The 25,906-nt window shown below is 52.4% G+C and carries 21 protein-coding genes and 5 tRNA genes; 13 read left to right on the forward strand and 13 right to left on the reverse strand.

Annotated features, from left to right (window positions below; translation table 11 throughout):
- The 8 genes from VCU37_RS00195 to VCU37_RS00230 form a co-directional block, all read right to left on the reverse strand.
- Positions 1 to 1,077: a rod shape-determining protein gene (locus VCU37_RS00195; RefSeq protein WP_418896446.1), complete on the reverse strand. Its 1,077-nt coding sequence runs from the start codon at positions 1,075 to 1,077 to the stop codon at positions 1 to 3.
- A gap of 109 nt (positions 1,078 to 1,186) precedes the next feature.
- Positions 1,187 to 2,524, reverse strand: coding sequence for a bifunctional folylpolyglutamate synthase/dihydrofolate synthase (locus tag VCU37_RS00200; protein WP_336248620.1), 1,338 nt, complete (start codon positions 2,522 to 2,524; stop codon positions 1,187 to 1,189).
- Positions 2,525 to 2,568: 44 nt separating this feature from the next.
- On the reverse strand, positions 2,569 to 3,639 hold the full coding sequence (locus VCU37_RS00205; protein WP_336248621.1) for a hypothetical protein: 1,071 nt from the start codon (positions 3,637 to 3,639) through the stop codon (positions 2,569 to 2,571).
- Between the two features lie 4 nt (positions 3,640 to 3,643).
- A complete protein-coding gene (locus tag VCU37_RS00210) occupies positions 3,644 to 6,274 on the reverse strand; it encodes a valine--tRNA ligase (protein WP_336248622.1) in 2,631 nt (876 codons plus the stop codon).
- 83 nt (positions 6,275 to 6,357) lie between these two features.
- A complete protein-coding gene (clpX, locus tag VCU37_RS00215; RefSeq protein WP_336248623.1) occupies positions 6,358 to 7,623 on the reverse strand; it encodes an ATP-dependent Clp protease ATP-binding subunit ClpX in 1,266 nt (421 codons plus the stop codon).
- A 134-nt stretch (positions 7,624 to 7,757) separates the two neighbouring features.
- Positions 7,758 to 8,438 carry an ATP-dependent Clp protease proteolytic subunit gene (locus VCU37_RS00220; protein WP_336248624.1) on the reverse strand — a complete coding sequence of 227 codons (681 nt, stop codon included), beginning with the start codon at positions 8,436 to 8,438 and terminating at the stop codon, positions 7,758 to 7,760.
- Between the two features lie 30 nt (positions 8,439 to 8,468).
- A complete protein-coding gene (gene tig / locus VCU37_RS00225; protein ID WP_336248625.1) occupies positions 8,469 to 9,890 on the reverse strand; it encodes a trigger factor in 1,422 nt (473 codons plus the stop codon).
- Between the two features lie 100 nt (positions 9,891 to 9,990).
- On the reverse strand, positions 9,991 to 10,191 hold the full coding sequence (locus VCU37_RS00230) for a hypothetical protein (RefSeq protein ID WP_336248626.1): 201 nt from the start codon (positions 10,189 to 10,191) through the stop codon (positions 9,991 to 9,993).
- A 102-nt stretch (positions 10,192 to 10,293) separates the two neighbouring features.
- Here VCU37_RS00230 and VCU37_RS00235 point away from each other — a divergent pair.
- Positions 10,294 to 10,365: transfer RNA gene (locus VCU37_RS00235), tRNA-Gly, on the forward strand.
- Between the two features lie 115 nt (positions 10,366 to 10,480).
- On the opposite strand, the gene VCU37_RS00240 is transcribed toward VCU37_RS00235, so the two are convergent.
- Positions 10,481 to 11,863 carry a cell wall-binding repeat-containing protein gene (locus tag VCU37_RS00240; RefSeq protein WP_336248627.1) on the reverse strand — a complete coding sequence of 461 codons (1,383 nt, stop codon included), beginning with the start codon at positions 11,861 to 11,863 and terminating at the stop codon, positions 10,481 to 10,483.
- A gap of 221 nt (positions 11,864 to 12,084) precedes the next feature.
- On the opposite strand from VCU37_RS00240, the gene VCU37_RS00245 reads away from it, so the two are divergent.
- Positions 12,085 to 12,158, forward strand: a tRNA-Pro gene (locus tag VCU37_RS00245).
- Between the two features lie 33 nt (positions 12,159 to 12,191).
- Positions 12,192 to 12,704, forward strand: a complete 513-nt coding sequence (locus VCU37_RS00250; protein WP_336248628.1) for a methylated-DNA--[protein]-cysteine S-methyltransferase — start codon at positions 12,192 to 12,194, stop codon at positions 12,702 to 12,704.
- 140 nt (positions 12,705 to 12,844) lie between these two features.
- On the opposite strand, the gene VCU37_RS00255 is transcribed toward VCU37_RS00250, so the two are convergent.
- Positions 12,845 to 12,918, reverse strand: a tRNA-Arg gene (locus tag VCU37_RS00255).
- Positions 12,919 to 12,990: 72 nt separating this feature from the next.
- Between VCU37_RS00255 and VCU37_RS00260 the strand changes: the two genes are divergently transcribed.
- From VCU37_RS00260 to VCU37_RS00275, 4 genes are all read left to right on the forward strand, one after another.
- Positions 12,991 to 13,064 (forward strand) — tRNA-His (locus VCU37_RS00260).
- Positions 13,065 to 13,169: 105 nt separating this feature from the next.
- On the forward strand, positions 13,170 to 13,895 hold the full coding sequence (locus VCU37_RS00265; RefSeq protein WP_336248629.1) for an AzlC family ABC transporter permease: 726 nt from the start codon (positions 13,170 to 13,172) through the stop codon (positions 13,893 to 13,895).
- A complete protein-coding gene (locus VCU37_RS00270; protein WP_336248630.1) occupies positions 13,885 to 14,214 on the forward strand; it encodes a branched-chain amino acid transporter permease in 330 nt (109 codons plus the stop codon). The genes VCU37_RS00265 and VCU37_RS00270 overlap by 11 nt, the downstream gene beginning before the upstream one ends.
- A gap of 230 nt (positions 14,215 to 14,444) precedes the next feature.
- On the forward strand, positions 14,445 to 15,341 hold the full coding sequence (locus VCU37_RS00275; protein WP_336248631.1) for a VOC family protein: 897 nt from the start codon (positions 14,445 to 14,447) through the stop codon (positions 15,339 to 15,341).
- A 35-nt stretch (positions 15,342 to 15,376) separates the two neighbouring features.
- Here the strand turns inward: VCU37_RS00275 and VCU37_RS00280 are convergent, their stop codons facing one another.
- On the reverse strand, positions 15,377 to 15,661 hold the full coding sequence (locus tag VCU37_RS00280; RefSeq protein WP_336248632.1) for an AbrB/MazE/SpoVT family DNA-binding domain-containing protein: 285 nt from the start codon (positions 15,659 to 15,661) through the stop codon (positions 15,377 to 15,379).
- Positions 15,662 to 15,882: 221 nt separating this feature from the next.
- On the opposite strand from VCU37_RS00280, the gene VCU37_RS00285 reads away from it, so the two are divergent.
- The 4 genes from VCU37_RS00285 (at position 15,883) to VCU37_RS00300 (ending at position 18,940) form a co-directional block, all read left to right on the forward strand.
- A tRNA-Lys gene (locus VCU37_RS00285) sits at positions 15,883 to 15,955 on the forward strand.
- Between the two features lie 404 nt (positions 15,956 to 16,359).
- Complete coding sequence (locus tag VCU37_RS00290; protein WP_336248633.1) at positions 16,360 to 17,298, forward strand: exonuclease domain-containing protein; 939 nt, start codon at positions 16,360 to 16,362, stop codon at positions 17,296 to 17,298.
- A gap of 120 nt (positions 17,299 to 17,418) precedes the next feature.
- A complete protein-coding gene (locus VCU37_RS00295) occupies positions 17,419 to 17,964 on the forward strand; it encodes a DUF6932 family protein (RefSeq protein ID WP_336248634.1) in 546 nt (181 codons plus the stop codon).
- The gene (locus VCU37_RS00300) at positions 17,942 to 18,940 is read left to right on the forward strand and encodes a hypothetical protein (protein WP_336248635.1); all 999 of its coding nucleotides are present in this window, start codon (positions 17,942 to 17,944) and stop codon (positions 18,938 to 18,940) included. Before VCU37_RS00295 ends, VCU37_RS00300 begins: the two co-directional genes overlap by 23 nt.
- A gap of 435 nt (positions 18,941 to 19,375) precedes the next feature.
- Here VCU37_RS00300 and VCU37_RS00305 read toward each other — a convergent pair whose 3' ends face one another.
- Together VCU37_RS00305 and VCU37_RS00310 are read right to left on the reverse strand one after the other, a co-directional pair.
- Positions 19,376 to 19,729 carry a hypothetical protein gene (locus VCU37_RS00305; RefSeq protein WP_336248636.1) on the reverse strand — a complete coding sequence of 118 codons (354 nt, stop codon included), beginning with the start codon at positions 19,727 to 19,729 and terminating at the stop codon, positions 19,376 to 19,378.
- Positions 19,730 to 19,831: 102 nt separating this feature from the next.
- Positions 19,832 to 22,012 (reverse strand): cell wall-binding repeat-containing protein, encoded by a 2,181-nt coding sequence (locus VCU37_RS00310; protein ID WP_336248637.1) that lies wholly within the window; start codon positions 22,010 to 22,012, stop codon positions 19,832 to 19,834.
- A gap of 219 nt (positions 22,013 to 22,231) precedes the next feature.
- Between VCU37_RS00310 and VCU37_RS00315 the strand changes: the two genes are divergently transcribed.
- Both VCU37_RS00315 and VCU37_RS00320 read left to right on the forward strand, forming a co-directional pair.
- Positions 22,232 to 23,440, forward strand: coding sequence for a S8 family peptidase (locus tag VCU37_RS00315; protein WP_336248638.1), 1,209 nt, complete (start codon positions 22,232 to 22,234; stop codon positions 23,438 to 23,440).
- Between the two features lie 267 nt (positions 23,441 to 23,707).
- Positions 23,708 to 25,693: a trypsin-like serine protease gene (locus VCU37_RS00320; RefSeq protein ID WP_336248639.1), complete on the forward strand. Its 1,986-nt coding sequence runs from the start codon at positions 23,708 to 23,710 to the stop codon at positions 25,691 to 25,693.
- Positions 25,694 to 25,906 lie beyond the last annotated feature (213 nt).

Genomic DNA, 25,906 nt, shown 5'->3' on the forward strand with positions numbered 1-25,906 from the left:
TTATCGACGGTGTGAAGACACCAACACACGCTTAAGTGCCTCAAACTCTTCCAATGTTTTGCCTGAACCTATCGCAACGCAGTCGAGGGGGTTGTCAGCGACATGGATAGGCATCCCCGTTTCGTGCTTTAACCGTTCGTCGAGACCTTGGAGCAGGGCGCCTCCTCCGGTAAGCACGATGCCCTTATCCATGATGTCTGCGGCAAGTTCTGGAGGGGTTCGATCCAGGGTGTTCTTCACGGCAGCCACAATGGAGTTCACGGGTTCTTCAATGGCACGCCGGATTTCTTCAGCACTGATAATGATTGTTTTAGGGAGGCCGCTGACCAGGTCACGGCCACGGATCTCTGCGTGACTCTCAACAGGCATAGGGAAGGCTGAGCCGATAGCAATTTTGATTTCCTCGGCGGTACGTTCACCCAGCATCAGGCTGTATTCCTTCTTGACGTAGTTGATGATGCTCTCATCTAACTCGTCACCACCGATGCGGATGCTGGCACTTGTCACGATGCCACCCAAGCTGACGACTGCAACCTCAGTGGTACCACCACCGATGTCAACAACCATATTTCCTGCTGGTTCATGCACCGGCAGACCCGCACCAATGGCTGCCGCCATTGGTTCTTCAACGATGTAGGCGGCACGGGCACCAGCTTGGATACTCGCTTCTTCAACGGCACGTTGCTCCACACCGGTGATACCGCTGGGAACACAAACCACAACACGCGGTTTGTTGAGCCAGGTTAAATAGGTGCGCTTGTGTACTTTTCTGATGAAGTAGTTGAGCATTTTTTCGGTCACATCAAAGTCAGCGATGACCCCATCTTTTAGGGGGCGGATGGCGACGATGTGACTGGGGGTACGCCCAATCATGCGCTTGGCTTCTGCGCCGACGGCAAGAATCTCTCCGTTACGGCTGTTGATGGCGACGACGCTTGGTTCATTTAGAACAATGCCACGGCCGCGCACGTACACCAACGTATTTGCCGTACCCAAATCGACCGCGATATCACGGCCAAAGATCGGCATATTGCTCAGTTGTGCTGGGGAAGCTGCGGACACTGGTGCTCTCTGCATTCAATGGGAATAGGACAGCCCAAGATTCTACCCGGATACACCAACAATGGCGGAAACCTTCTTTCGTGTCCTAACGGCCGGGTGAACCATTGGTCGAGTCTTTACCCTCTTACGCTGGCGGTTCGGCGAGCAGGTCACGAATGGCGCCCACAAGGTACAAGCTGCCGGTGACCACAATCGCATCACTATGGTCAGATCGGGTCAGATTAGTCGCGGCGTCAAAGGCAGCTTCGACGTCATTCAAACAGTGGACGTCCTTACCTCGAGCCTTGAGCACATCACATAAGCGTGCCGGGTCTCCAGCACGACTTGAAGGTGGTGTCGTGACCACAATCACATCTGCTAAATCAGCGATTATCGCTGCTGACGTCTCAATATCTTTGTCAGCGACCATGCCGATTAACAAAACTGTTCGTTCAAAGGAAAAATCTTGCTTAAGGGTTTGCGCGAGGGTTTCCATGCCTGCGGGATTATGGGCGCCGTCAAGCAGTACAAGGGGTTCACCATCACGGTAAATTCGCTCTAAACGCCCAGGGCTCTTGGCATGCACGAAACCTTCACGGACAAGTTCAGCGTTGAGTTCAGCCTCAAAATCAAAGAGTGCTTCAACTGCGGCGTAGGCCAATGTGGCATTGATCGCTTGATGGTGGCCAAGGAGTGGCAAGAAAATCTCGGTGGTTTCTCCACCTACGCCCCTGATGTCGATCATTTGGCCGCCTACGGCAAGTTCGCGTCCGGCTAATTCAAAATCTTCACCGTATACCTTTAAGGTTGCGCTCACCGCATCACAGCGTTCACGAATAATCGCCATAACGTCGGGGTGTTGAGGAGCACAAATGACGGTTGATTCAGGATCAATGACCGCGGCCTTTTCCTTCGCTTTAGCAACCAAGGTGTCACCAAGTTCAGGATGGTCCATTGCGATGGGGGTGATGATCACCACATCGTTATGCCCGACGTTAGTGGCATCCCATTTGCCTCCCATGCCGGCTTCAAGGACCGCAACATTAACGGGTACGTCTGCAAAATAGGCAAACGCCAGACCGGTAAGTGCCTCAAAATAGCTCACCGTGCCATGGCCACTTCCATCGGCTACCGCGAGAAAAGGGGTAAGAAGTTGGGTGATGCGTAATAAATCGTTATCACTGATGGGTTCCCCATTAACCCGGATTCGTTCGTTAACAACCTGGAGATGGGGACTGGTATAGGAGCCCACCGTCAAGTTAAACGCCTGTAGCAATGTGGCGGCCATCAATGTGGTTGAAGTTTTCCCATTTGTACCGACCACGTGCACGATAGGGGCGTTGGTCTCCGGGTTCCCCATCGCATTAGTCAGGGCTTGGATACGTTCTAACCCCGGTTTAATCACCTCAGGAATACGGGCATAGAGCTGGGCGACCGCATCTTGGTAGGTCATCGGAATAGCTAAGTCATCAAATTGGGACACACCAGATCCAATCACAGGACAATCATTTCGGGTACGAGGAACAATTAAAACGGCGACCCAAACATGAAGTACCAGACCACGGCACATGCGAGTGCCACGGAGAGCAACACAAAGATAACCCCAAGCCACGCACCGGATTCTTTGCCATCATCGTCGAGTTCAACAGGCTCATCTACCAGCGCAGGGTATGGTGCAGGCGGTTCGGCAGGTTCAGCCACGGACGGAGGTAGACCTACTTCGGGAGCCTCTTCGGGTGTGGTGATGGGTTCCATGCGTCCCGTCGCAAACCGAGCGGCAGCTTCATCAACCTCATCGTGTTGTTCAAAGGAGGTTTGAATAGCGGTTTGTTCAGGGCGGGGTGCAACTGGAAAGCCATGCACTTGAGATTCAATGAACCCTGGTGGCTGTGCCTGCGCGTCTAGTGAGGAGACACCCACGGCAGGCGTCGCATGATCGACCGGTACTTGGCTAATGACAAGGTGTTCTAAATCTGGCTGCACATACTCATCGGGGGTGAGGAGTTGTGGCAGCACCTGATCAACGGCTGCGGTTGAAGTACGGCCCACCAACCCAACGATGGCACGGGCTTTGGTCTCGATTTCGTCGATGAGCTCGAGAATCTGCGCCTCATTACGGCGAACACAAATCACGGCGCTTCCTAAGTCGCCATTCACGACCTGTTCACGAGCTTTCCCACAGGTGTGCGCATAGAGACGCCAGAACTGTTTAATCGCCGTGCCCATTTCTAGGACCATCTGATCAACAACCGGGTCTATGGGGGCTGGTTTACCCGACACATGCATCGCCCGTTTTGCCCCAAGTGTGACGGCCTGGTGCGCGTCACGGGCTACATCAACGTCACTCATTTGCCCATATAAGATCAGCTCAAGGATGGGCACACCTGGCAAACTCGGCCGATTGATCCCCAGCGGTGCAATTGCTTTCCAGTACGTGCGTACAACCCGCGGGAGACCGCTTTTACCTGCCCTACCCCAAATCTCGAATTGACGAAGGACCGGCTGGGGGGCTTTGCCCATCAACTTTCCGGTGGCATAGGGTAGTCCCGTAAGCGTAAGCGCAGTGACATACGATCCGATTTGATCGGCAGGCTTCATAGGGTTAGTTCTCCAACTGAGCGGTCAAGGTTGCAATTGCAGCAGTCCATTGCTCTACCTTGGCACGTTCGGCATCTACGAGCTCCTTGGGGGCGTTGGCAACGAATCGTTCATTAGCCAATTTCCCTTCGGCGCGTTTCAACTCGGCCTTGGCCTCGGTCAGTTCCTTAGCGAGCCGTTCTTGTTCAGCTTTAGTATCAACCAGACCGTCCAAGCTGACCGTGTAGACAACCTGTCCAACGGGGACATCTGCACATACCCCATCAAGGTTGTGCACATCTGTGCTTATCGTCAGCGTTTCGATACCGGCCAGGCGGCAAATCCCGTCTGCGGCAGCCTCTAATTGTGTCTGCATCTCCGCAGGAACTTGGACGTGGGCCTTCACCTGAGTGCGTGGTGAAAGGTTGTAATTGGCCCGTAACCGACGCAGTTCGGTTACCCCACCTTGAATAGATTTAAAGGTTGCTTCGGCGTCAGCATCAGCCTTCCCAGCGTGCGTTGGCCATGCGGCTCGCATAATCGTGGTGGTATCTGCCTCCCCAAGTGCATCCAGCCCACGGAGACTGCGCCAAATCACTTCGGTAACGAATGGCATCATCGGGTGAAGGGCACGCATGGTGACATCAAGTACATGGACGAGGACCGCCTTTACCTGTTCGTCTGTGCGACCCTTGGCTAATTCAAGGTACCAGTCTGCAAACTCATCCCATATGAAGTGATAGAGCCGGCGAACGGCAGGGCTGATATCCCACCCATCTAAACTGGTGTTTACCGAGGCAATCGTGTCGTGCAGCCGACTGATAATCCAGCGGTCTTCAAGGGTGGTTAATCCAGCTTGTACGGTCGTTGCGGCCTGGTCAGGGTGTATCCCATTCGCCGTTTGGGTCACCATACGCGCCACATTCCACAACTTATTCGCAAACCGGCGGCCACCTTCTACCCACTCTTCGGCAATAGGAACATCTGAACCTGGTGTGGCCGAACGCAACAGCGCAAACCGCAATGCGTCAGCCCCATGCTTATCAATCAGCTCAATCGGGTCCATCACATTGCCCAAGCTCTTGCTCATCTTGGCCCCGAACTTATCGCGGACCAGACCGTGGTTAACTACGGTGGAAAAGGGTAGTTGGTTCGTCGTAGTCAGGGCCATCATGAGCATTCGGCTCACCCAGAAGGTATTGATGTCATAGCCGGTGACAAGAACCGATGTGGGGTACCACGTTGCTAATTCAGGGGTGTGTTCTGGCCAGCCCATAATGACAAATGGCCACAGTCCCGATGAAAACCACGTATCCAACACATCAGGATCACGGGTCAAGCCGAGACGTTCAATCTCGTCGGGGCTTGGGTCTTCTTCATGCACATGCACATTACCCTCACGGTCATACCATGCGGGAATCTGGTGCCCCCACCACAGCTGACGAGAAATGCACCAGTCGTGGGTATTACCAAGCCATTCGCGCATCTGTGCGTGACCACGTTCAGGCACAAACACCACATCATGGCGTTCACTCGCCTCAAGGGCACGTTTGGCCATTTCACTCGTATCAACAAACCACTGTTCACTCAGGCGCGGTTCGATGGGCACCTTTGTCCGGTCGGAGTGACCTACTTGGTGTTCATGAGGTTCAACTTTGACCAGCAGGCCGTCACGTTCAAGGTCTTTCACAATTTGTTTGCGCGCCTCAAACCGATCCATACCTGCATATACGCCACCTTGCTCATTGATCGTGGCGTCAGGGTTCATCACATTGAGTACCTCAAGGTGGTGGCGTTCACCGATTTGCCAGTCGTTCGGGTCGTGGGCAGGCGTGACTTTTACCGCTCCGGTTCCAAATTCACGGTCCACATGGTCATCGGCAACTACTGGAATCCGCCGGTTTGTAAAGGGTGTGAGCACTTCTTTACCAATCATGTGGCTATAGCGCTCATCCTTGGGGTTGACGGCGACACCTGTATCACCCAGTAACGTTTCTGGTCGAGTGGTCGCCACCACAATCGGAGTGCCGTCCTCGTCGGCTGGGCGGAAGGTGAAATAGGTCAGCGTGCCTTGAACAGTTTTGTGTTCAACTTCAATATCACTGATGGCACTTTGTGAAACCGGATCCCAGTTAATGAGCCGTAAGCCACGATAAATAAGGCCACGGTCGTAGTAGTCACAAAAGACCTTACGGACGGCACGGTTACGTTGCTCGTCAAGGGTGAATGCTTCTCGATCCCAGTCACATGAGGCGCCTAAACGACGAAGCTGGCGTAAAATCTCGCCGCCGCTCTGTTCGCGCCAAGCCCATACCCGCTCCAAAAACTGTTCGCGGCCAAGGTCGCGGCGAGACAGCCCTTCTTCGGCCAATTGTTGCTCCACTTTGACTTGAGTCGCAATACCGGCATGGTCGGTACCTGGGAACCACACTGCATTTTTGCCTTGCATCCGCGCACGACGGGTAAACACATCTTGGAAGGTCATGTCCAAGGCGTGCCCAACATGTAAGACCCCAGTCACATTGGGTGGTGGAATCACGATGGCGAATGGTTCGCCTTCGTCATCAGGTTCTGCATGGAAGAACTTACTGGTCTCCCACCAGGAATAGAGCGGGGTTTCTAACGTGTCGGGTTCATAGGGGCGTGCCAAGGTCATAAGGCAGTCGATTCTATTGCTCAGCGCACTGATCGACTTGGCTTATCCCTGCCTTTTCAACAGGGTGCAGACCCAGTTGTACCCTAGGCGATACGCCGACGACTGGCCGTTGAACTATCGCGGGGTACGAGGGTGGGATTGGTGCGTTTGTGCACAACTTCGGCATTCACCACAACCGTATCCACGTCATCACGACTTGGGACTTCATACATCGTGTTCAACAAGATTTCTTCCAAGATGGCGCGTAACCCACGGGCGCCCGTACCACGCAACATAGCCAATTCAGCAATGGCGTCTAACCCGTCAGCCGAGATGTCAAGGGTCACGCCATCCATACCAAAGCTCTTTTGGTACTGCTTGACCAAAGCATTCTTCGGTTCTGTCAAAATCTGGATAAGGGTGGCTTTATCCAACTCGTCGACCGTTGTCATGACCGGGAGACGCCCGATGAATTCGGGAATCATGCCATACTTCACCAAGTCCTCTGGCAAGACGGCACGGTGAATGTCATCAATTGAGAGGTCTTGTCGTTGGTCATGCTGGCTACCACTAAAGCCAACCACGTTCGTGCCCAATCGCGCACGTACAACTTCATCTAGTCCAGAGAACGCCCCGGCACAGATAAACAAGATATTGGTGGTGTCGATGTTCACGAAGTCCTGATGTGGGTGTTTACGTCCCCCTTGGGGCGGTACGGAGCACACCGTGCCTTCAAGGATTTTTAGGAGGGCCTGCTGCACACCTTCCCCGCTCACATCACGGGTAATGGAAGGGTTTTCACTCTTGCGGGCGACCTTGTCAATTTCGTCGATATAGATAATGCCGTGTTGGGCACGTTCAACATCATGGTCTGCGGCTTGGAGGAGCCGTAGCACGATATTTTCGACATCCTCGCCGACATATCCGGCTTCCGTGAGGGTTGTGGCATCAGCAATCGCAAAGGGCACATCCAACAACCGAGCAAGGGTTTGGGCCAACAGCGTTTTCCCGCTACCTGTGGGACCTAGGAGCAAGATATTCGACTTGCTCATTTCCACGTCAGTATCTGTGTTGTTACGCAGGCGCTTGTAATGGTTATAGACAGCCACACTGAGTGTTTTTTTGGCATCGTCCTGGCCAACAACCCAGCGATCAAGGAACTCTGTGATTTCCTTTGGCTTGGGAAGATCGCTTTCAGAAGCCACCGCAACTGGTTTCGGAGCTTCTTCTTTCATGATTTGGTTGCACAGGTCAATGCACTCATCACAGATATAGGCGCTGCCACCTGCGATCAGTTTGCGAACCTGTTTTTGAGAGTGCCCACAAAACGAGCACTTCAACAGGTCGGCACCCTCACCAAATTTCGGCATGTTGACCTTTCAACGTCGTAACTCAGGGAATAGAGATTATAGCTAAGGGTGACAACACAAAACTGGAGGCACCCCGGCTAGTGGACATGAAAAACGCCCGTAATGTTATCGGGCGTTCTCCATCACCAAACTGATTATCGTGCAGCGCCACCGGCAGGTAGGTCGCCGCCGCCAATGTCTCGAGGCCCGCTGTCAGGCATCGGCGTTGCCTGACCAGGGCCGCCTTGGGCTCGACGGTTTTGAATGATCTCATCCACCAACCCATAGGCCACCGCCTCTTGGGCGTTCAAAATGTAGTCACGCTCGGTGTCCGCATTAATTTCAGCCTTTGTTTTGCCGGTTGCGTTAGCGAGAATGGTGTCGAGGGCGTCACGGATACGTTCAACTTCACGAGCTGCGATTTCAATATCTGAGCTTTGCCCCTGTGCCCCACCGCTGGGTTGGTGAATAAGGACGCGAGCATGGGGCAAAATAAAGCGTTTACCTGGCTCACCAGCTGCAAGAAGCACCGCGGCTGCACTGGCTGCTTGACCCATGCAAATCGTGCTGACCTTAGGTTTAATGAAGTTCATCGTGTCAAAAATGCCAAGCGCACTTGTCACGCTACCGCCAGGACTGTTGATGTATAAGTTGATGTCCTTATCTGGGTCTTCCCCTTCTAAGTGCAACAACTGGGCCATCACGACATTGGCAATTTCATCATTGATGGGTGTGCCCAAAAAGATGATCCGGTCTTTCAGTAAGCGGCTAAAAATATCAAATGAACGCTCACCACGGTTCGTTTGTTCAATAACAGTAGGGACCAGATAGCTCATGGGCACTCCTTCAAAAAGACTGGTATCCAATTAGGCGTTATCGCCTTCGTTGTCTGGTGTGGGGTCTTCTTTGGCTGGTTCAGACTCGCCACCTTCCGGTGCGCCATCAACCGCTACGGGCGTCTCATCTGCTGGCTCTTCAGATTCGATTGCCGGTGGTTCGTTGGTGATGGTGACGGCGTCCATTAAGAAATCAATAGCCTTGCGCCGCAAAGCATCGGTAACGAGTGCACCCACATTTTCTTGGGCAAACATCACCTTGGCGATCTCTTCAGGGTCACGGTTCAGGCGACGGGCTTGGGCCACAACTTCAGCCGTTAAGTCCTCATTTTCAATGCTGAGGTCCTGCTCACGGGCAATCGCATCAACAAAGAGCTGGGCACGCACCGTAGCTGTGGCTTCTTCACGAACACGGTCCATCAATGATTCAACATCACCGCCAGCGGCCATGGCAACAAACTGGTTGAAGTCTAGGCCGGAACGTTCAGCCTGAGATGCCAAGATATTGAGCTGATGACGAACCTCATGGTCAATCAAGCTTTCCGGTACTTCATATTCGAGATCTTCGGTCAACGTGGCAACGACGTAGGCACGACGGTTGGCATGTGCCATCGCGATCTTATTCTTTGCCAAGTCGTCCTTTAAGTCCTCACGTAGTTCTGCGATGGTGTCAAATTCGCTTGCGGTGAGGGCAAAATCGTCATCGAGATCGGGTAGGTTGCGCTGCTTCACCTCGGTAACGTCACAATGGAACTGCAACTCCTTACCCGCAAGCCGTTCACCAAATTCTGGACCGAGGGTGTCAGTGAAGTCGAATGATTCACCCGCTTTGACACCGAGGATGGCCGTGTCCATGACACTGTCACTGGCTTCTTCGGGAACCTGGAAAACAAGGTCGTTTGCGCTTGCCTCAGGGACAACTTCACCTTCGTATTTACCTTCAATTGTTAAGGTAACCAAGTCATTAGCCTGCACGCCACGGTCAACAGTTTCAAGCTCAGCAAAGCGTTCACGTAGCTGTTCTAACGCCTGGTCAACTTCTTCGTCGTTCAGTTCCCACTCAGGCCCGTCGAGTTCGAGTCCTTCAAGGTTGGGTAGTTCAATGACAGGAAGGACATCAAAAACGACTTCCAACTCGGCGCCTTCAGCTGAATCGAAGGATTTAACATCGACGCTGGGCTGCGCCACAGGGTTTAAGTCGTGTTCTTCGAGCGCGGAACCAATCCAACCGTTAATGCCTTGACGTAAGGCCTCATCGTTAACGGCCTGTTCGCCAACACGACTGCGTACGAGCTTCGTAGGCACCTTCCCTGGGCGGAAACCAGGCACACGCACCTGCTGGCTAAGCACCACAAGGGCCGTTTCAATGGCTTCAGCTATAGCATCGGCAGGCACATTGACGGTGAGCTCACGGCGGGTTTGACTGACTTCTTTGACGGTAGAGGTGACCACTTGGTTTGACCTTTTCTGCAGGTTCTGGAACTAAAATAAAGGTGCACAAGCGTGCCCTGGACCAACGATGTTAGCGGCTAGGGGAAACCCTCACCGAAGACTACGCCTCAGTATCGTGCTCAGGAATTTGAAGGTCGAAACGATCAGCACAATCCGGACAACGATAGGCCACCCAATCACCAGGTTCGTCACCTTCTGGAGGTGCTGGTCGCAACCGGTAACACCGTCCTAAGCACTCGACGCACGTGATGTGGTCAGGTGCCAAGGCTGGCCCAGCTGGCGGCAGATCAATGGGTTCCATAATTAAGGAGCGTACCGTGGCTGTCATCGGTGCTAATGAATCAATGTCATATCTGAGTGTGGTAGCCACGCTATTTGCTGGCATACTGGCACAGCGTTATTCGCGGGCGTTGTCCAATGGCTAAGACCTCAGCCTTCCAAGCTGATGATGCCGGTTCGATTCCGGTCGCCCGCTCTCTCTGCCGCTCTACAGCGGTAAAACATAATCGGCGTGCTGGGTCTACCAGCACGCCGATTATGTTTTATTTGAGCGATACCCTCAATCCGCTTCGATGCGGCGGTACGTAAGATTATGGCTTCCAGTACTCACAGCCATCGGTCAAACATGAATCAACATTCTTGTTATCCATTGTCTGCGTCGTTGGCACCACTTCATACTTGATCACACGGTTGTTCTTGATTGTGAAGGCACCGAGCTTTTCACCGGCTTTCTCGTCAATCATTGCTTCAGCAACCTTCTTATCAAAGATTTCAAAGTACCGATTTGTCCACCGTTGGGCTGGTTGCCAACGACGGGTTACGTCGTCATAGCAGACGTAATGGAGTTCAACGGAGCCAAGCTGAGTATTTGGCTTCGTTGAGATTGGCCGTGACGGGCCTTCTCCCCCAACAATCCAGCCATACCAGGTACCGTCGGGAAGATACTGGCTACGTGGTGCATCACACCCGTTACCTGCAGCAACCTCCATTGAGGGTTTCCAATTGGGATCAGTGATCGCGTGTTCCACTTGGACTGGTATCGCTTTAGTGCCACCAAAGATATGGACCGCGCCCGGTTTGTGTGTTTGGAGCGCCGTGTCTATCCCACTGTGGAGTGGTTTCGTTGAGGCATCGTGATCAACGAACAGCACCGGACCATCCATTTTCGCCATATAGGCAGCTGCAGTTAAGGCATCGGGGAACTCGTCGTTGGTGACAATACCCACATGGGCGGGCTTGTTGAACTCTGTAAACGCCCGTTCAACAACGGCAGCCTCAAGCGTGGTCTTTGTCCACGCATCTGTTAAGGCCGGATTACGAGTTACGTTAACGAATCCAGCTACGCGCTTCGTATTCTTATGCTTCGCTAACCATGCCGTTGTCTCAGGTGCGTTGCGGTCGGCATCACTTAAGAGCACGACACCATCGCGGTGAGCGGCTATCGGTGATAAAAATAGCGGCTCATACCAGTTATTCATATTGCCGACAAACACTTCTTGAACAGGTTTAATAGTGTTTACTTTGTCAGCAATCATGGCTGCAGTATCGGCACGATTTTTTCCAGCAAGACGCTGAACTTTATATCCTAAGTTACGTATCTGCTTAGCAACTTTTTCACTAACTACTTTCGCGCCACCAACGATCGTAACCGTTCCTCCGGGCTTGAGTGCCCGCGTCATCTCAGCCTGAGTGGCCGGGTGCAGCATATCTTTCGGCGTAATGAGGACGGGTGCTGGACCACTAAGTTTTGCAAGCGGCCCGACCGTAATGGCATCAGCTGCATCATCTGACCTGGTCAGATACAACATATTGAGTTGATGCTGCTGTGGCACCATCTGTTTGGAAACTTCGACGGCTGTTTCAAAGCGAGTTTCTCCGGATAACCGCCCTGCATTGATTGGTGCAGCACTCACTGGGGTAACCGATAACGATAAACCAATAATTGCCAAGGTAGAACATACCAAGTGTCGCATAATGAGACTCCCTATAATTATGAATTAATGTATGAGATTGCAATAGAACAATCTGATATTTTTATTAAAACGCCAACGTCAATTCGATACAAGTAATTTCCTATTAACTTTGGTTATCATTATCATGCTAAATGAATGCGGGAAGCGGCCAGCAAAAAACTTCTCTGCAAGCGTGGGGAGCGGTGCTAAAGTGTTGAGACGCTTGGGCAACCGAGCCAATTCGGGACGTGGCGCAGTTTGGTAGCGCACCTGCTTTGGGAGCAGGGGGTCGCCGGTTCAAATCCGGCCGTCCCGACGTTTGCTGTTCGCATCGCTTCAAGGTGCTGTGGTGTCATCAACCCCTCTTCATTCTGCAGCTCGATTGCAACTCGTTACACCATGTGGTGAGCTTTCGATCATTCACACCACAGATGCGGTACTGGCAGCTGGATGGGACACCACTGTGGCCGCCCAGTTGCGGCTTATCCACCCCAGCATCCGTCCAGTACACCTCTATGAGCACACTGAGGACCCGCTTGGGTTAGAAGATGTCGTTGCAGCCTATTTCAATGGCGATCCGAGCGTGATTGATCAGGTCCGTGTCCATCAGGTCGGTGGGCCATTCACTGAACGCGTTTGGGCGGCGATCCGCGAGATTCCACCAGGAGAAACTGCCTCATACACTGAGGTGGCTGAAATGGCGGGCAGTCCGATGGCCTTCCGTGCCGCAGCTAGTGCTTGTGCAACGAACCCATCTGCGCTGTTTGTGCCATGTCATCGTGTGGTCAAGGCTGATGGTACGCCAGGTGGATTTAGGTATGGACTTGCAATTAAACAAGCGCTCCTGGCTATTGAAGCCTAGGCAGTAGACAATTGGCTCGGACTTCGCCCTGCCTCAGATTCGCTTTATACGCAATCTCATACCCACACCACGCCGCGGTTATGTTGCCTGTGAACAAATCGGCCTTGGGTGTGATGGGAGCACACCCAAGGCCGATTAGGCGCCTCGAGGAGGATTCGAACCCCCGACCTATCGGATAGAAGCCGACTGCTCTGTCCACCTGAGCTACCGAGGCGAGTTTTATAAATATGGTGCCACGAACGAATCGTGCCGCTATCCTGATGACTCCGTTCATCGAACGGATATGGTGACTGTAGCTCAGTTGGTTAGAGCGCCGCGTTGTGGTCGCGGAGGTCGCGGGTTCGACTCCCGTCAGTCACCCTTTCTTATGCCCAAAAAAGCCTGTTTTTACACGGTTTTATAGGTATTAAACCAGCTTCATAAAAGTAACTTTTGGTTACAGTTTTTGGCCGCTAATCTATGCCCATGGCAAGCCCATCGTCGTCAGATACTCCCACTGATTTCATCCGCCAAGAGGTATGTGCCGCTTGGAAGATCGCAATGCCTGCATGTATCGCCCTCATCCCACTCGGACTTGCGTTGGGGGTACTCGTGGTCCAGGCTGGTTTGCTGTGGTGGTGGGCACCGATATTCGCAGCCTTCGTGTACGCCGGCTCGTTGGAGTTTTTGCTTGTGGGTATGGTGACCGCAGCCGTCCCATTAAGCCAAATTGCGTTAACCGCGCTACTTGTTAATTTCCGTCATGTCTTCTATGCCCTCACATTCCCATTGAAACGGATTCACCGGAAACACCTAAAGATGTACAGCACATTTACGCTGACTGATGAAGCATACGCCTTGATGATGCCTGCCCATCGAGAAGGCTGGAGCCAGACACGTATTATTACGATTCAGGTCTTTCTGTACATCGTTTGGGTTGGTGCAGTTGCAGCCGGCGCCCTCGTGGGCGGGTTTATTCCAACATGGGTTGTGGGTTTGCAATTTGCAGTTTCAGCTTTGTTTATTGTCCTCGCTGTTGACGCCTACGCCCAACGCCCATCCGTACCAATTCCACTTGTGGCGATCGGTTGTGCACTCATCGGTGCCATATTTACTCCCGACAGCTATTTACTCACCGCAATTGGCTTATTTGTCGCAAGCCTAACCGGCGCATATGTCCTCGATAGATGGCGTGCTCAACATGGCCAGTAACAGCTATATCGCACTCGCCGTCATCATCTGTGGGCTGATCACTTGGGCCCTTCGCGCGATTCCTTTTGCGCTCTTGCGCCCGTTGGAGCAAAGTGCTTTTCTCGCTTATTTGGGCGACCGGATGCCTTTGGGAATCATGACAATTTTGGCGGTCTATACCTTCAAAGCGACGCCCCTCACGATATCTGGGCTGACGATTGCCGGGATTGCCGGAGCGGTCACGCTTGGCTTGCACATATGTCGGCGCAATTTCACCCTCAGTGTGTTCGGCGGAACGGCGGTATACACGCTGCTGCAGTCACTCTTGGCTCTAGGGTAATTCCACTACTCACCACAGATGACCCGACTGTCAGGTACTAATTGACGGATACCCCATGACTCCTCATACCGAGAAGTTCTCCTCTAAAATCCCTCAAAAACCTTGTTATAGCGCCACATATCCAAGGTGTTGGAATGCAGCTACCTTTCCGAGATGACTAAAGATAGCGTTACCTGACTTCACCCGTTCTGCACTCGTTCTCCACACCTGTCATAGCTTAAAATCTGAAGATGCAACGCATTCTTCCCTGTTTTTGGTTTGACTTTAACGCTGATGAGGCAGCAGCGTTTTATCAGCAGGTGATTCCACGTACATCATCCATCGCCACGCTGACCTACCCCACTGCTGGCCTGCCGGTGTTTCAAAAGGACTTTGCAGGGCAGACACTCGCGATCGAGCTTGATACTGATGGTTACGAGTGGACGTTATGGAACGCAGGTGATGCATTTTCTCCGAATCCCTCCTTCTCACTCATCTTGAACTTTGACAGCCAAACCAACTCAAAAGCTGAACATGAATTGCGAACCACATGGGACCACCTCCGCACGAACGGGCGTATTCACATGCCTTTGGGTGAATACGCCTTTGCCTCTTTATATGGCTGGGTTGAAGATCGATACGGTGTGAATTGGCAGTTGCTGCTTACTGACACTTCTGAAACTGAATATGAGCCAGTCATTCCATGTTTTCTGTTTTCAGGTGATGCTCAAAATAAGACCACACAGGCCATCGACCTCTATACCGACGTCTTTGAACCATCTTCCCTTGACTATGTTGAGCACTACACGGAACGAACTGACCTTGTCGATGAAACCGCAGTCATGAATGCCCGGTTCTGTCTTAATAATCAGTCCTTTAGTGCCATGGATGCATGGGCTGGGGCCGTTTTCTCCTTTTCTCCTGGCGCGTCATTACTCGTCAAATGTGCAACCCAAGAAGATATTGATCGGCTTTGGGACAGTCTTTCAGCTGACCCTAGGGCTGAACAATCAGGCTGGTGTCGTGACGAGTTTGGATTTAGCTGGCAAATCGTACCGGACTGTTTTAGCTCCCTTGTCCAACAGCCTGACACGTACGCGGCGATGGTAAAGATGAAGAAGATCGAACTTGCCCACCTGTGCACCTAAGGCGAATACGCATTGGTACCCCATTGCGGTGAGCCTCACGCGGCTCGCGGCCATAACCTTCGTTGCGGTTCCAGCTCCGGAATAACACGACTATCCCCTCGCGATGTGCCCACCTGGCCAGAAGGATTTAGCTTCTGGTCAACCATGGGACGAGGCGTTACGGGTAATGGAACCACCTCTGATCGAAACGTCGCAATCGTGATCCTGCCCTCGTGATACGACAGCATCACCAAATCACCTTGGCGAATCCCAAGTTTTTGTCGCAACTCCTTAGGAACGGTTACGACACCGTGGCGTTGGACTCGGCGGACATACTTCATAGCAGTACCTCTCTCGCCTGAATCCCCTCAGAACAATCGTGATGGTAAAGAGTCCTGTCCCCCAAACACAAATTCACCACGATGGGTAAGCATTTCAGTACTGATTGTGCGATTTCTCTGTCATTTAGCCACGATACGAATGGTCAGTCCGGTGGTACTAAAAAATTTTGACCTCATTGCTGCAACACCCTGCACTCGCATGTAATCTTTCAAGTCCTTGCGGGCCTCTAGCTCAATTGGCAGAGCATTCGGCTCTTAACCGACAGGTTCAGGGTTCGAGTCCCTGGGGGCCCACAACGCATAACCGAAAAACCCTCCAAACCCCTTACGGTTGGTGGGTTTTTTGATGTACAGAAACCTAGAGTTGGCCTAACTAAAACAAGCTACCTCAGTAGAAATAGTCACCCACTGAGTGGATGAATATATTGCCCCTGAAGAAGTGTTGGAAGGAGGATTATAAGTATTGCCTCCTGCCAGAACGCATTCTCAATCAAACAGCCAAGAAGAAAGCCGCAAAATGCCCCCACGTTGATCTTGACAAGTTTTCTGTGAACGTTGATCTCAAAGACAAGGACTAGTCGAATATGCTTACCTCCGTCTTTAGCCTGATAAGGACCGATGAGTGGTATGTCTCGCCAGTCTGCCAAACTCACCCTCAAATCCCTTTCTACAATCCACACCCATTTCTAAGGCTTTGCATGTCTCTCAATTTTTGTGCAATCGACTTTGAAACCGGCTCCTTTGACCGGTCCTTCGCTATCCAAATCGGTCTCGTCAAAGTCCTCAATGGTGAAATCGTCGATACCTTTACCTCGCTCATTAAACCTATCGAACGACACACGTCCATTGACCCGAGAGCCCAAGCACTTCACGGTATCACGATGGACGACGTGAAAGATGCACCAACCTGGCCAGAGCTATACCCGACGGTGACTCAGTTCGTAGGCAGTCTTCCCGTGCTTGCACATAATCTGAGTTTTGATAGCGGTGTACTTGAAGCCATCTGTGAAGATGCTGAGCTACCTTTTCCTGATTGGCCAGTAGGTGACACGCTGCCATGGTGCCGAACACTCCTCCGTTTGGATTCTCACGGTCTGGCAAACGTGGCTTCTCACCTTGGGATTGAACAAGGGCGTGCTCATCGAGCTGAAGATGATGCAAGAACATGCGCACTAATCGCTATTCAACTTGCTGACCTAACTGGGGTTCACAGCGTTGAAAGTATAGGCCAGCAGGCCATGGCCACGGTCGTAAAGCTCCAGACGCGTATCGATCAGTTACGTCGAAATCGCCGCAAAACCCCAGTAACTTTATTTAATCCCGAGGAATTGAAACAGGTCCTTGAATTCCTTGCTACTCAGCCACTACCACCGCGGTCACTTGAAGGACATCAGGTAGTCTTCACTGGCGCATTGGGGATTCTCCGTGAAGATGCAACCGTGTATGCACAACAAGCAGGGGCTACCGTAACTAAGTCAGTGAACAAGCACACCACCGTTCTTGTCGTGGGTACCGCAAGGCGAGCACGTTTCTTCACGAACAAGTTGAATAGGGCGGTTGAGCTCCAAGTGCAGGGCACGCTCAAACACATCCTGAGTGAAGAGCAGTTTTACCAATTAATTGACTTCGAAGAATAGACCACGGAACCGGCCCTATCCTCAAGCATTTCTGGGAAGACGGAACTTTGACTAGGCCCCTATTATCTGCCAGACTCCCCAGCACTATCACAGATATCAACAATCCGTAAGAGCTTTTGTATGGGCTATCTACCTGATTACACCGACCAAGGCTTCCTCCCTATCGGACGATGGCAAGCAAACAGCCTTGAAGATATCGCCAATAAATACATCTCAGAGGACGACTATCACCGCCAACGACTCTGGAAAGAATGGGCCGAACTTACCTCGCTTGCAAAAAGCGCCTACGGATACATCATTGCCTGCTGGCTGGGCGGTTCATTCTTCACCACCAAACCCGACCCAGAAGATATTGACTGCGTCTACATCATTGCCGACAAAGCATTTACCAATCCCATAGAACCAGACCACGCAAGTATTTTTCAGGCAATCTGGCGAAAAGGCAAACACAGTGTCGATATCCAAGTACTTCGGTTTCGCCCCTTCCTTGGCGATGAGCCGATTCCCAGCCCTGAACGAGACTATGTCCGAGAACGTGGGCAATGGGACGAGTACTGGTCTAAGTACCGAGATAAATCACTTATTATACACAAGGACAAACAAGCGGCTTACCCATCACGGGGATACCTGGAGGTGATGATTGATGGCTACCCAAGACCAGAATAATAACTTCAAACTGCCCTCAATCGAAGAGGCTCTAGCATCCCTGAATAGTCGCTACCCAAACCTTGCCGAAACGCGAGAACCATACGACCCCGAGGCCTTCACCCATGCAATGAAGGACCGCATGACAACCAGATTCCATAGCACGCCAAGGGTCCGACACTCGAACGGGTATGTCCGTCTCAACAACGACCAGAATAGCCACCGTATCGACCTTGATGCCGTTGGCACACTACAAATCGAATGGCAAGAAAGCGTCCATTACCTCGGTGGCGCGATCGAACGAAACCACCCCATTTTCAGCAATGTCTCGCCTAAGGTAATAAGCCTCACCAAGCTAGAGCTTGTTGCCACGCCACGCGTCGGCTCCATCATCCTGGATATCCAAGCGAAATCTAACCCAATGGAAGAGGCATACCCAGATGGCAAATGCTTTCTAGAAGGCCAGCCAGAACCCCTTGTTGATCAGGCCGTCACTTGGCTTCACACGATCATTAACCAAGGTGGCAAACAGAGCCCCGAAGGATTCACCGATGCTATTGGCGCTGCCGGACCAAAGCTCGCCCAGTCTCTCGACCGCATAGCTGAAATCCTTGATGATCAAGAACTCACCTTGACCAGTAAATGGATGCAACCGGGTGTCCAGCCAGTCGATGCACGGATCAACAAGACCAAAGCCAAATGGATTCGGACCACCTTGCAGGGAACTTCTCAACCAGAACGACGTGAGGTCTTTACTGGTACGTTGCACACCATCAGCACAACCAACAAGTGGAAAATCAAGGTTGATGCGGAACAGGCTACAAGCCTTCCAAAAGGTGGTCTTGTTGATATGACGCTCCACGAGTCATTGGATCAAGTAAAAGGGAACTTTCGGCTCAACGAACGGGTACGTCTAGAGGCCACTTTGAGCTCAAGAAAACGGCCTGATGGTGAGACAAAAACGACATACACCATCACATCGATCAAACCCGATTAGGACTGGCTAGTCATTGGCAGGGTGTCCTACTCGATCGGCGACCTGCTAACTAGAGCCCGAATTTAGATCACGCCTCTCAGCATAGGAACCCCAGCCATACCTGGTCCTCGCTATCTCCAAGGTGCCGACACCATCTACCACAAGAAAAGCTGTGACCGGTGGACAACCAAACCATCATCACCGACTCCACCACCGGCCGATCCAAAAAGTCACCCGGTCAGCAAAACCGCCAAGCAAGCCCAAACCCTTCTCACCGAGTTCCAAGCCGGGTAACTGAAGACCCCGGCCTCACCACCACAATCATACCGAAAAAGCAAACCAATATTCCCTGGGGGCCCACAACGTATAACCGAAAAACCCTCCAAACCCCTTACGGTTGGTGGGTTTTTTGATGTTCGCTCGCGCGATTGGTAGCCAGGTCAACGATCTGGGTTCTCAGGGGGCAGAATACGGCGAGGTAGGCTCATGGCGCTGCTCTTCTTCGATACAAACCAGTGTGAACGTCGGGAGTTGTTGGAGGGCCTGGCCAACGGTTTCATTCAAACACGCATCTAAGGAATCCAGGGCATCTTCACCGCCACTCTCGACCCGAAAGACGCACGGGGCCCGTCGCTCAATAGATGCCCCACCATCAAGGATCGTAGCCCCATCACGACGATGATCCGTCTGCAGTTGAATCCACAAGGCATCGGCATCTGCTGTTGATGCGCAACGGAATTGAACTGCATAGAGAAGATCCGATGATGTGTGTGCAGCCCACCAATCTTCACGCAATGTCCACACCTGCATACCGTCAGGCTACGTGTCCTGGTTCCTCTCTACAATGACGTGAGCCAACAGGCAGGTTGGCCTGTTGGCTCACGTACGTATAACGCCGCAGTGTTCGATGCCCTAGTTGAAGGACACCTCACGATCATTGGCCGTTGAGAGGCGTTCTCGACCCCCATAGACAAAGACCCGACTAATGGTGCTGCGTTCCTTGAGGTAGTTATTAACGCGTGTTGCATCCTCACCTTCAACAAGCACCAGGGCTCCACCCTCATGGGATACATGCGCTCCGCCAACAAGGGCGTCAGCGAATTCTTGGGATGTGGCCACCCCAATTTCAGTACTGGTATCAAAGAAGGTCTTTGCTACTGCCAAACTCAAATCAGTTGCGTCATTACCCGTAATGCGACGAGTCGTCACACCCGTATTCGATGCCTTATCCCCGATTGCGGTTACCTGTATCTGGGGATGGGCATCAAGAAACGCTTTCGTTTCAGGTGCCAGATGCTCGCCATTGGTGAGCAGCGTGACACCTTGGGTTTTAGCTGCAATCGGCCCGGTAATCAAGTCAGCTTGCCAATCGTTACCATCAGCGAGATAGACATGCGTTAGGTTGCCATTGGCTTCAAGGTATTTTGCAGTCTCTACCGCAGTAGCCGCACGGTTATGTCCAGCCAATCGCGTCACCCGAAATCCTAGGTTGCGAACAGCCGTTTCGACCTCAGGGGTAATTGCTTCTGGGCCGCCCATGATGATCACCGAACCATCGTCCCCAACAAGCCGTTTAATTTCCTGTCCTAACGAAACATGCAGTTGGTCACTGGGCGTGAGCAAGATAGGCGCATTGATGGCTTTGGCCAGCGGTACCGCTGACACGCTGTCAGCCGCAACATCACCACGAGCCATAATCACTGTTTTAGACACTGACCCTTGAGGGAATTGTTCTTTTGCCGCAGCAACCGCCGTTTCAAAACGGGTATCACCGGAAATACGTTGGGTTGGTCCTTCAATAGGAACAACCGGTTTTACCGGCTCTGACGGAGTTGGTTTCACCGGGGGAAGCGGTGCAGGAGCAGGCGGTGCCGGCTCTGGTTTCTTGTCCAAGTCAATGCACTCTCCCGCACTCAAATCATCGGTGCGTAACACGAGGTTCGTATTAAGTGCAACGGTTTGCTTGGAATCATGGTTTCCCCAGTAGTTGCAGGCGAAATCAAATGCCTCACGGTCATAATCCACCACCTTTGGAAATGGAGCTTTGGCATCAGCAAAGTTATTGCGTGAAACCACCACACCACCAGGGTTAATGAAGGTTTGAGGTAAACGGGTGTAGTAACCGATAGCGGCTATTCCACTAAAGGTGTTTTGCTCAATGCGGATCTGATCGAGAGGGTGGCCGGTTTGGCCGCCTTGTCCGGATGCCTGTGCGTCAGGCAAAATCTGGATGTGATGGATCGGGGGTTGACCGTTACCAACGATCGGCTCTCCGTACGTGATGTTGGCAACATCACCGTCAGTCAAAAACGTATTTCGACGCACCGTTACACGAGAACCCGAAATCATCACGTTAGGTTGCGCATGGTTAGCTGAAACGGTGAAGGTGTTGTGTTCAATGATGAAGGGGTCATCACTTGTTTGAGCTGTTGAGGCTACAAGCGTGAGGCTCTTGAGATTCTCAGTCCGCACAGTGTTATTGGCAAAACGCACCGGCCCAGTCGTTTGGGCAACCACAAGTGGCGCAATATCGTCAAAGGTGCTGTTGGTAATCTCAACACTCATGGGCTGCCCCCCGTGGGCGACATACACCGCAATAGAGACATTCCCAAATGGGCCTGACGCATCACCGACAAACCGGCTGTTATTGATCGTTAGCGAAGCTTGTGGGCTAAAGAATGTCCGGTTCCCCTGTAATTCAACACCGTCAAGTTCAAGCGGTGAACGAACGGCGATTTCCCTATTTGGATTTGAACGTTGAAGGGATGCTCGTGTGCCATCTTGAAGTTTGGACACAATCCGAATCGTGCCTTCTACATTGATTTCTAGAGGCAAGATGTGGGGTCCTGGTGTCGTTAAGACCAGTTCAATCACACGTTGCTCATCAGCACACCCAACTAGCTGAGCTTTCGCTGCTTGGTATGCCGCATCCAGCGTCGTGGTTTGTTCATCTACGATGATTTCTGTTCCCGTCGCCGTGCACGTTGATGACAAGGGCGTAGTCGGAACGTCCGTATTGGCTGTTCCGTTTGGTTGGGCAAACACTGCGCCAGACGGCTGGATGCCAAGCGCGATGGCCGCGAGTGTCACCATGAAAAGAGAGTGCTGCTTCGATTGTTCCATAGCGAAGTGTCTCGGCGTGATCATCCGTTTTATTTAGAGGCATTTTTGTGATAAGGCCAGGAATATTGGAAAGGTTCAACGTCTCCTCCTTCCTCCGACCATCTCAACCAAAAATGCGTATGGTACGTAGGTTAAATTTCACCCTCAGTTAGCCTACAGCACCCTAAGTGATATTCCGTAGCTTGGTGCATGAACACCATCGCTCGCACCCTCAGCACCCTTACCGCCGCAGCCGCTCTTGTCTTAAGTGCCGCTCCTTCCCTGGCTGCTGACTCACCCACCATCCGCTTGGTTGAGCGGGCTGATGGAACCCTCGCCGTTCAAAAGGGCGGCTTGTATAACGGCAAGGCCGGCAGCCGTGTCTTAGCCGAAACACAAGAGGAAATCCCCACCTATACAACGCCAATCAAAGAAGTTGACACCATAATCGAAACCGATTGCGCAGCCATTGTGAGTTCTGCCCTTTCGAACGATCCAGACCGCATGAGCCAATGGGGCTTATCCAAGTTGGAGATCGAATCAGCTTGGAGCCATTCCAAAGGAGAAGGCGTCAAGGTTGCGGTAATTGACACCGGTATTGACAAGAACCATCCAGACTTTGAAGGTCGCGTTATCCGTGGCTACACCGCTCCTGGTCAACGTGAAGGTGACTATAACGGCCATGGCACGCACGTTGCAGGCATTATTGGTGCCGGTGACAACAACCAAATCGCCGGGTCAGGCGTCGCTCCTGATGTCACGATCTTTGAGGCCAAGGTCACCCAAGATAGTGGGGTTGGCAACTCGTCATGGATGGCAGAAGGTATTGTCGCCGCAATCAACGCAAATGTTGACATCATTAATATCTCGATGACGGCCAATAGCCCAATGCCACTGGTAGAAGCAGCAATTAATCAGGCTGTTGCGCGTAATATCACTGTCTTTGCCGCCGCTGGTAATGACGGCTTGAAGGGTTCTCCTACGCGCTGGCCTGCCGCCTATGCCAATACCGTCGCAGTTGCGTCCATCACCCGTGATGACAAGCTTTCTCCGTTTTCGAATACGAATGATTACGTGGATTTGACTGCACCGGGTAGCTCAATTAAGAGCACCGTGCCCAATGGAGCTGTCGGTTTCATGTCAGGAACAAGCCAAGCAACCCCGCACGCAGCAGGCGCGGCTGCCTTGTTGAAGAGCTATAACCACAACATGACAAACCATGAGGTCCGAGAAACACTCATCTCCACCACGACCGGCAAGCTCCGCACCTTAAATATCATGAATGCCATTGCAACCCAAGGCTTTAAGAAGGAACCTGTCCAGTCCATCGAACAGCCAGTAAACACGGTAAACCCTCTCCATCAGTCAGCCCCCAAGCCAATCAATCCGGTACGCCACTTCTCTCGCCCAGAACGCTAAGAACCAACCGTTCATCTCCTGACCGGTAGATCGACAAACGGGTACGACGCTGATAGTCGTATCCGTTTTTCGTGTCATTTCTCTTTTTTGTCCATCGGTACGCACTGCTAAGGCAACAACTACCGTCCTTTGCCTGATCACTTCTTCGTCCCATCATGTGCACCCCGGGTTAAGGTCTGCAATCGTTCGTATCAAACGGTTAAGTTGCCGTGTCCCTATTTACTGCCATGATGAACACGTACTAATCAATTGGTAAAGGATGTTCACATGAACCATGTACGACTAGGCGCTCTAGCCGCAGCAATGCTTACACCTCTGGTCTTTTCCACGTTAAGCGCTGCTGAGCCACGTGATGTGGTCTCGCCCGAAGCCGGCGGCGAGTTCTCAATCATTAATGGTCGTGAAGCAACCTACGAGCAAATGCCCAGCTACATCCAGCTTGTGATAAAGGACAGGCAGGGTAAGTTCAACCATCAATGTGGGGCAACGCTCATTGATGCGGAATGGGTACTGTCTGCAGCCCACTGTTTCTGGGATGAATTCCACTATGAACGCACAGGCCAACTCCAACCCTTGCCCGTGGACCCCTACTATGCGGTGCACCCGTCATCTCACGATGAACGCAAGATTGACCGCATTCTCTTCCCGCCCCAAATTAACCAAGTTGGGTGGCCCGCCGACCTCGCCTTAGTGCATGTTGATAAGGCGTTTAGCACACCAAGCCGCGCCACCCTTGCCGCCCCCGAGTCTCCCTACCCAACCGGTGGGATAGGCACCGTATGGGGCAAAGGTAATTCAAAACGGATTGGCCCAGACCGGTACGAATTGGATTCACGCGATATTTATCAATCAAAATTACGTCGTGCTGAAGTGACCTTGAACCGAGCTGCTTTTTGCGGCGACCCGAAGCGTACCCCCAATATGTTGTGTGCAGAGGTCCCAAGTAAGACCGGCAACTCTCCAGCATCGTGTACCGGCGATTCCGGCGGCCCTTTAACGATTTATAGCGACGATAAGCAACACCAAATTCAGATTGGGCTGGTCAGCCATGCTGACGCACCAAAGGGTGTTGAAATCTGTGGTGGACAGCCCACGTGGTACACCGATATTGGTCACTGGACTAACTGGATTAAAACCCAGGTACCTGGCATTAAAACGGCTACCTACACACTCAATCCAGCCGACGGGTCACCAGCACCGATCGAGTCTGCACCTGCGCCTCGCCCCACACCGCCACCGGCACCTGCTTTACAGTGCGGCAGTGTTGAATCCGCTGGCTCAAGTGCACCCGCTCAAGACACGCCCAGCTTGTATTGGGATCCGGTTCGTGGTGCGAGTGCTGGCTCGACGGTCAGTGTGAAAGCATCATCACTGACCTGGACGAATGGGAAACTGCCCTCAAGCGTACTGATTGCTGGGGAATGCGCCTGGTCAGATGCCCTGGCCGCAACGAGCTTGGCTCAAGATGCGCCACTACTGCTGACTGACCCTAATACGCTAGAGCCAGAAGTGGCCAATGAGCTGAGTCGTCTTGGAACTAAGAAGGTTCTGATTATCGGTGGTACCCAGGCCGTTTCACCCGCCGTAGAGACTGCATTGAAGGCTCGTGGCCTCGAACCTGTACGGGTGCAAGGGCCAAGTCGTGTGGGTACAGCCGCATTGCTTGCAAAGGCAGTCGTTGGCGTTACTGGGGGCACCAAAACCCTCCTTGCCCGCGCCTACCCGGCCCCAGGCGGTAGCCCATCACAGGCCTTTGCTGATTCATTGGCTGCAGCCTATTACGCCCCGCTGACTCGAACCCCAATCCTGTTGTCAGCAACAAATGACCTGAGTCCGGAAACGGTTGATGCCTTACAGGTGTTAAAGCCCAAGCATGTTGAACTCCTTGGTGGCAGTAGTGCATTGTCGCCATCAATTGAGCACACCATTCGTTTTAGTGCGAGCACCAATAACGTCACCCGTGTGAACGGGGCATCACGTGCAGACACGGCGGCCAAGCTTGCGCGTTCACTATTTGCCAGTAACAACAAGCCTGAAGGCGTCATGGTTATTGAAGGCCAAGCCGATGACGCCTGGAAGGTCGGCTTCACCTTTGCCGGTCTTGCCGTAAAAACAAAGAGCGTCTATGCCCTCGCCTCCGGCGATGAATTGGCGCCTGAGTCAGTGGCTTTGATTAAAGAAGCTAAGGCGATGGGCCTGCCCATCCGCTGTGTTGCCAGCACCAAGGCCTGTGCGAAAGCCCAATCCCTCTAAGGGCGAGAACCAGATTATTCCACTGACCAGCGAAAACGCGAGCCTTCGGGCTCGCGTTTGGCGTTATCTGACACCATGGAGAGCATGGCAGTGGTGGCTCATTGGGCATTGTACAAACCATCACTGATGACCAGGTTTGGCGAAAAAGCCGGTATCAGGCTTTGCATATGTGTAATCACACTCCTAAAGATGAATAGCTTTTAATTATTCATA

It is taken from the genome of Stomatohabitans albus (genome assembly GCF_036336025.1).
GTDB classification, from domain to species: domain Bacteria; phylum Actinomycetota; class Nitriliruptoria; order Euzebyales; family Euzebyaceae; genus Stomatohabitans; species Stomatohabitans albus.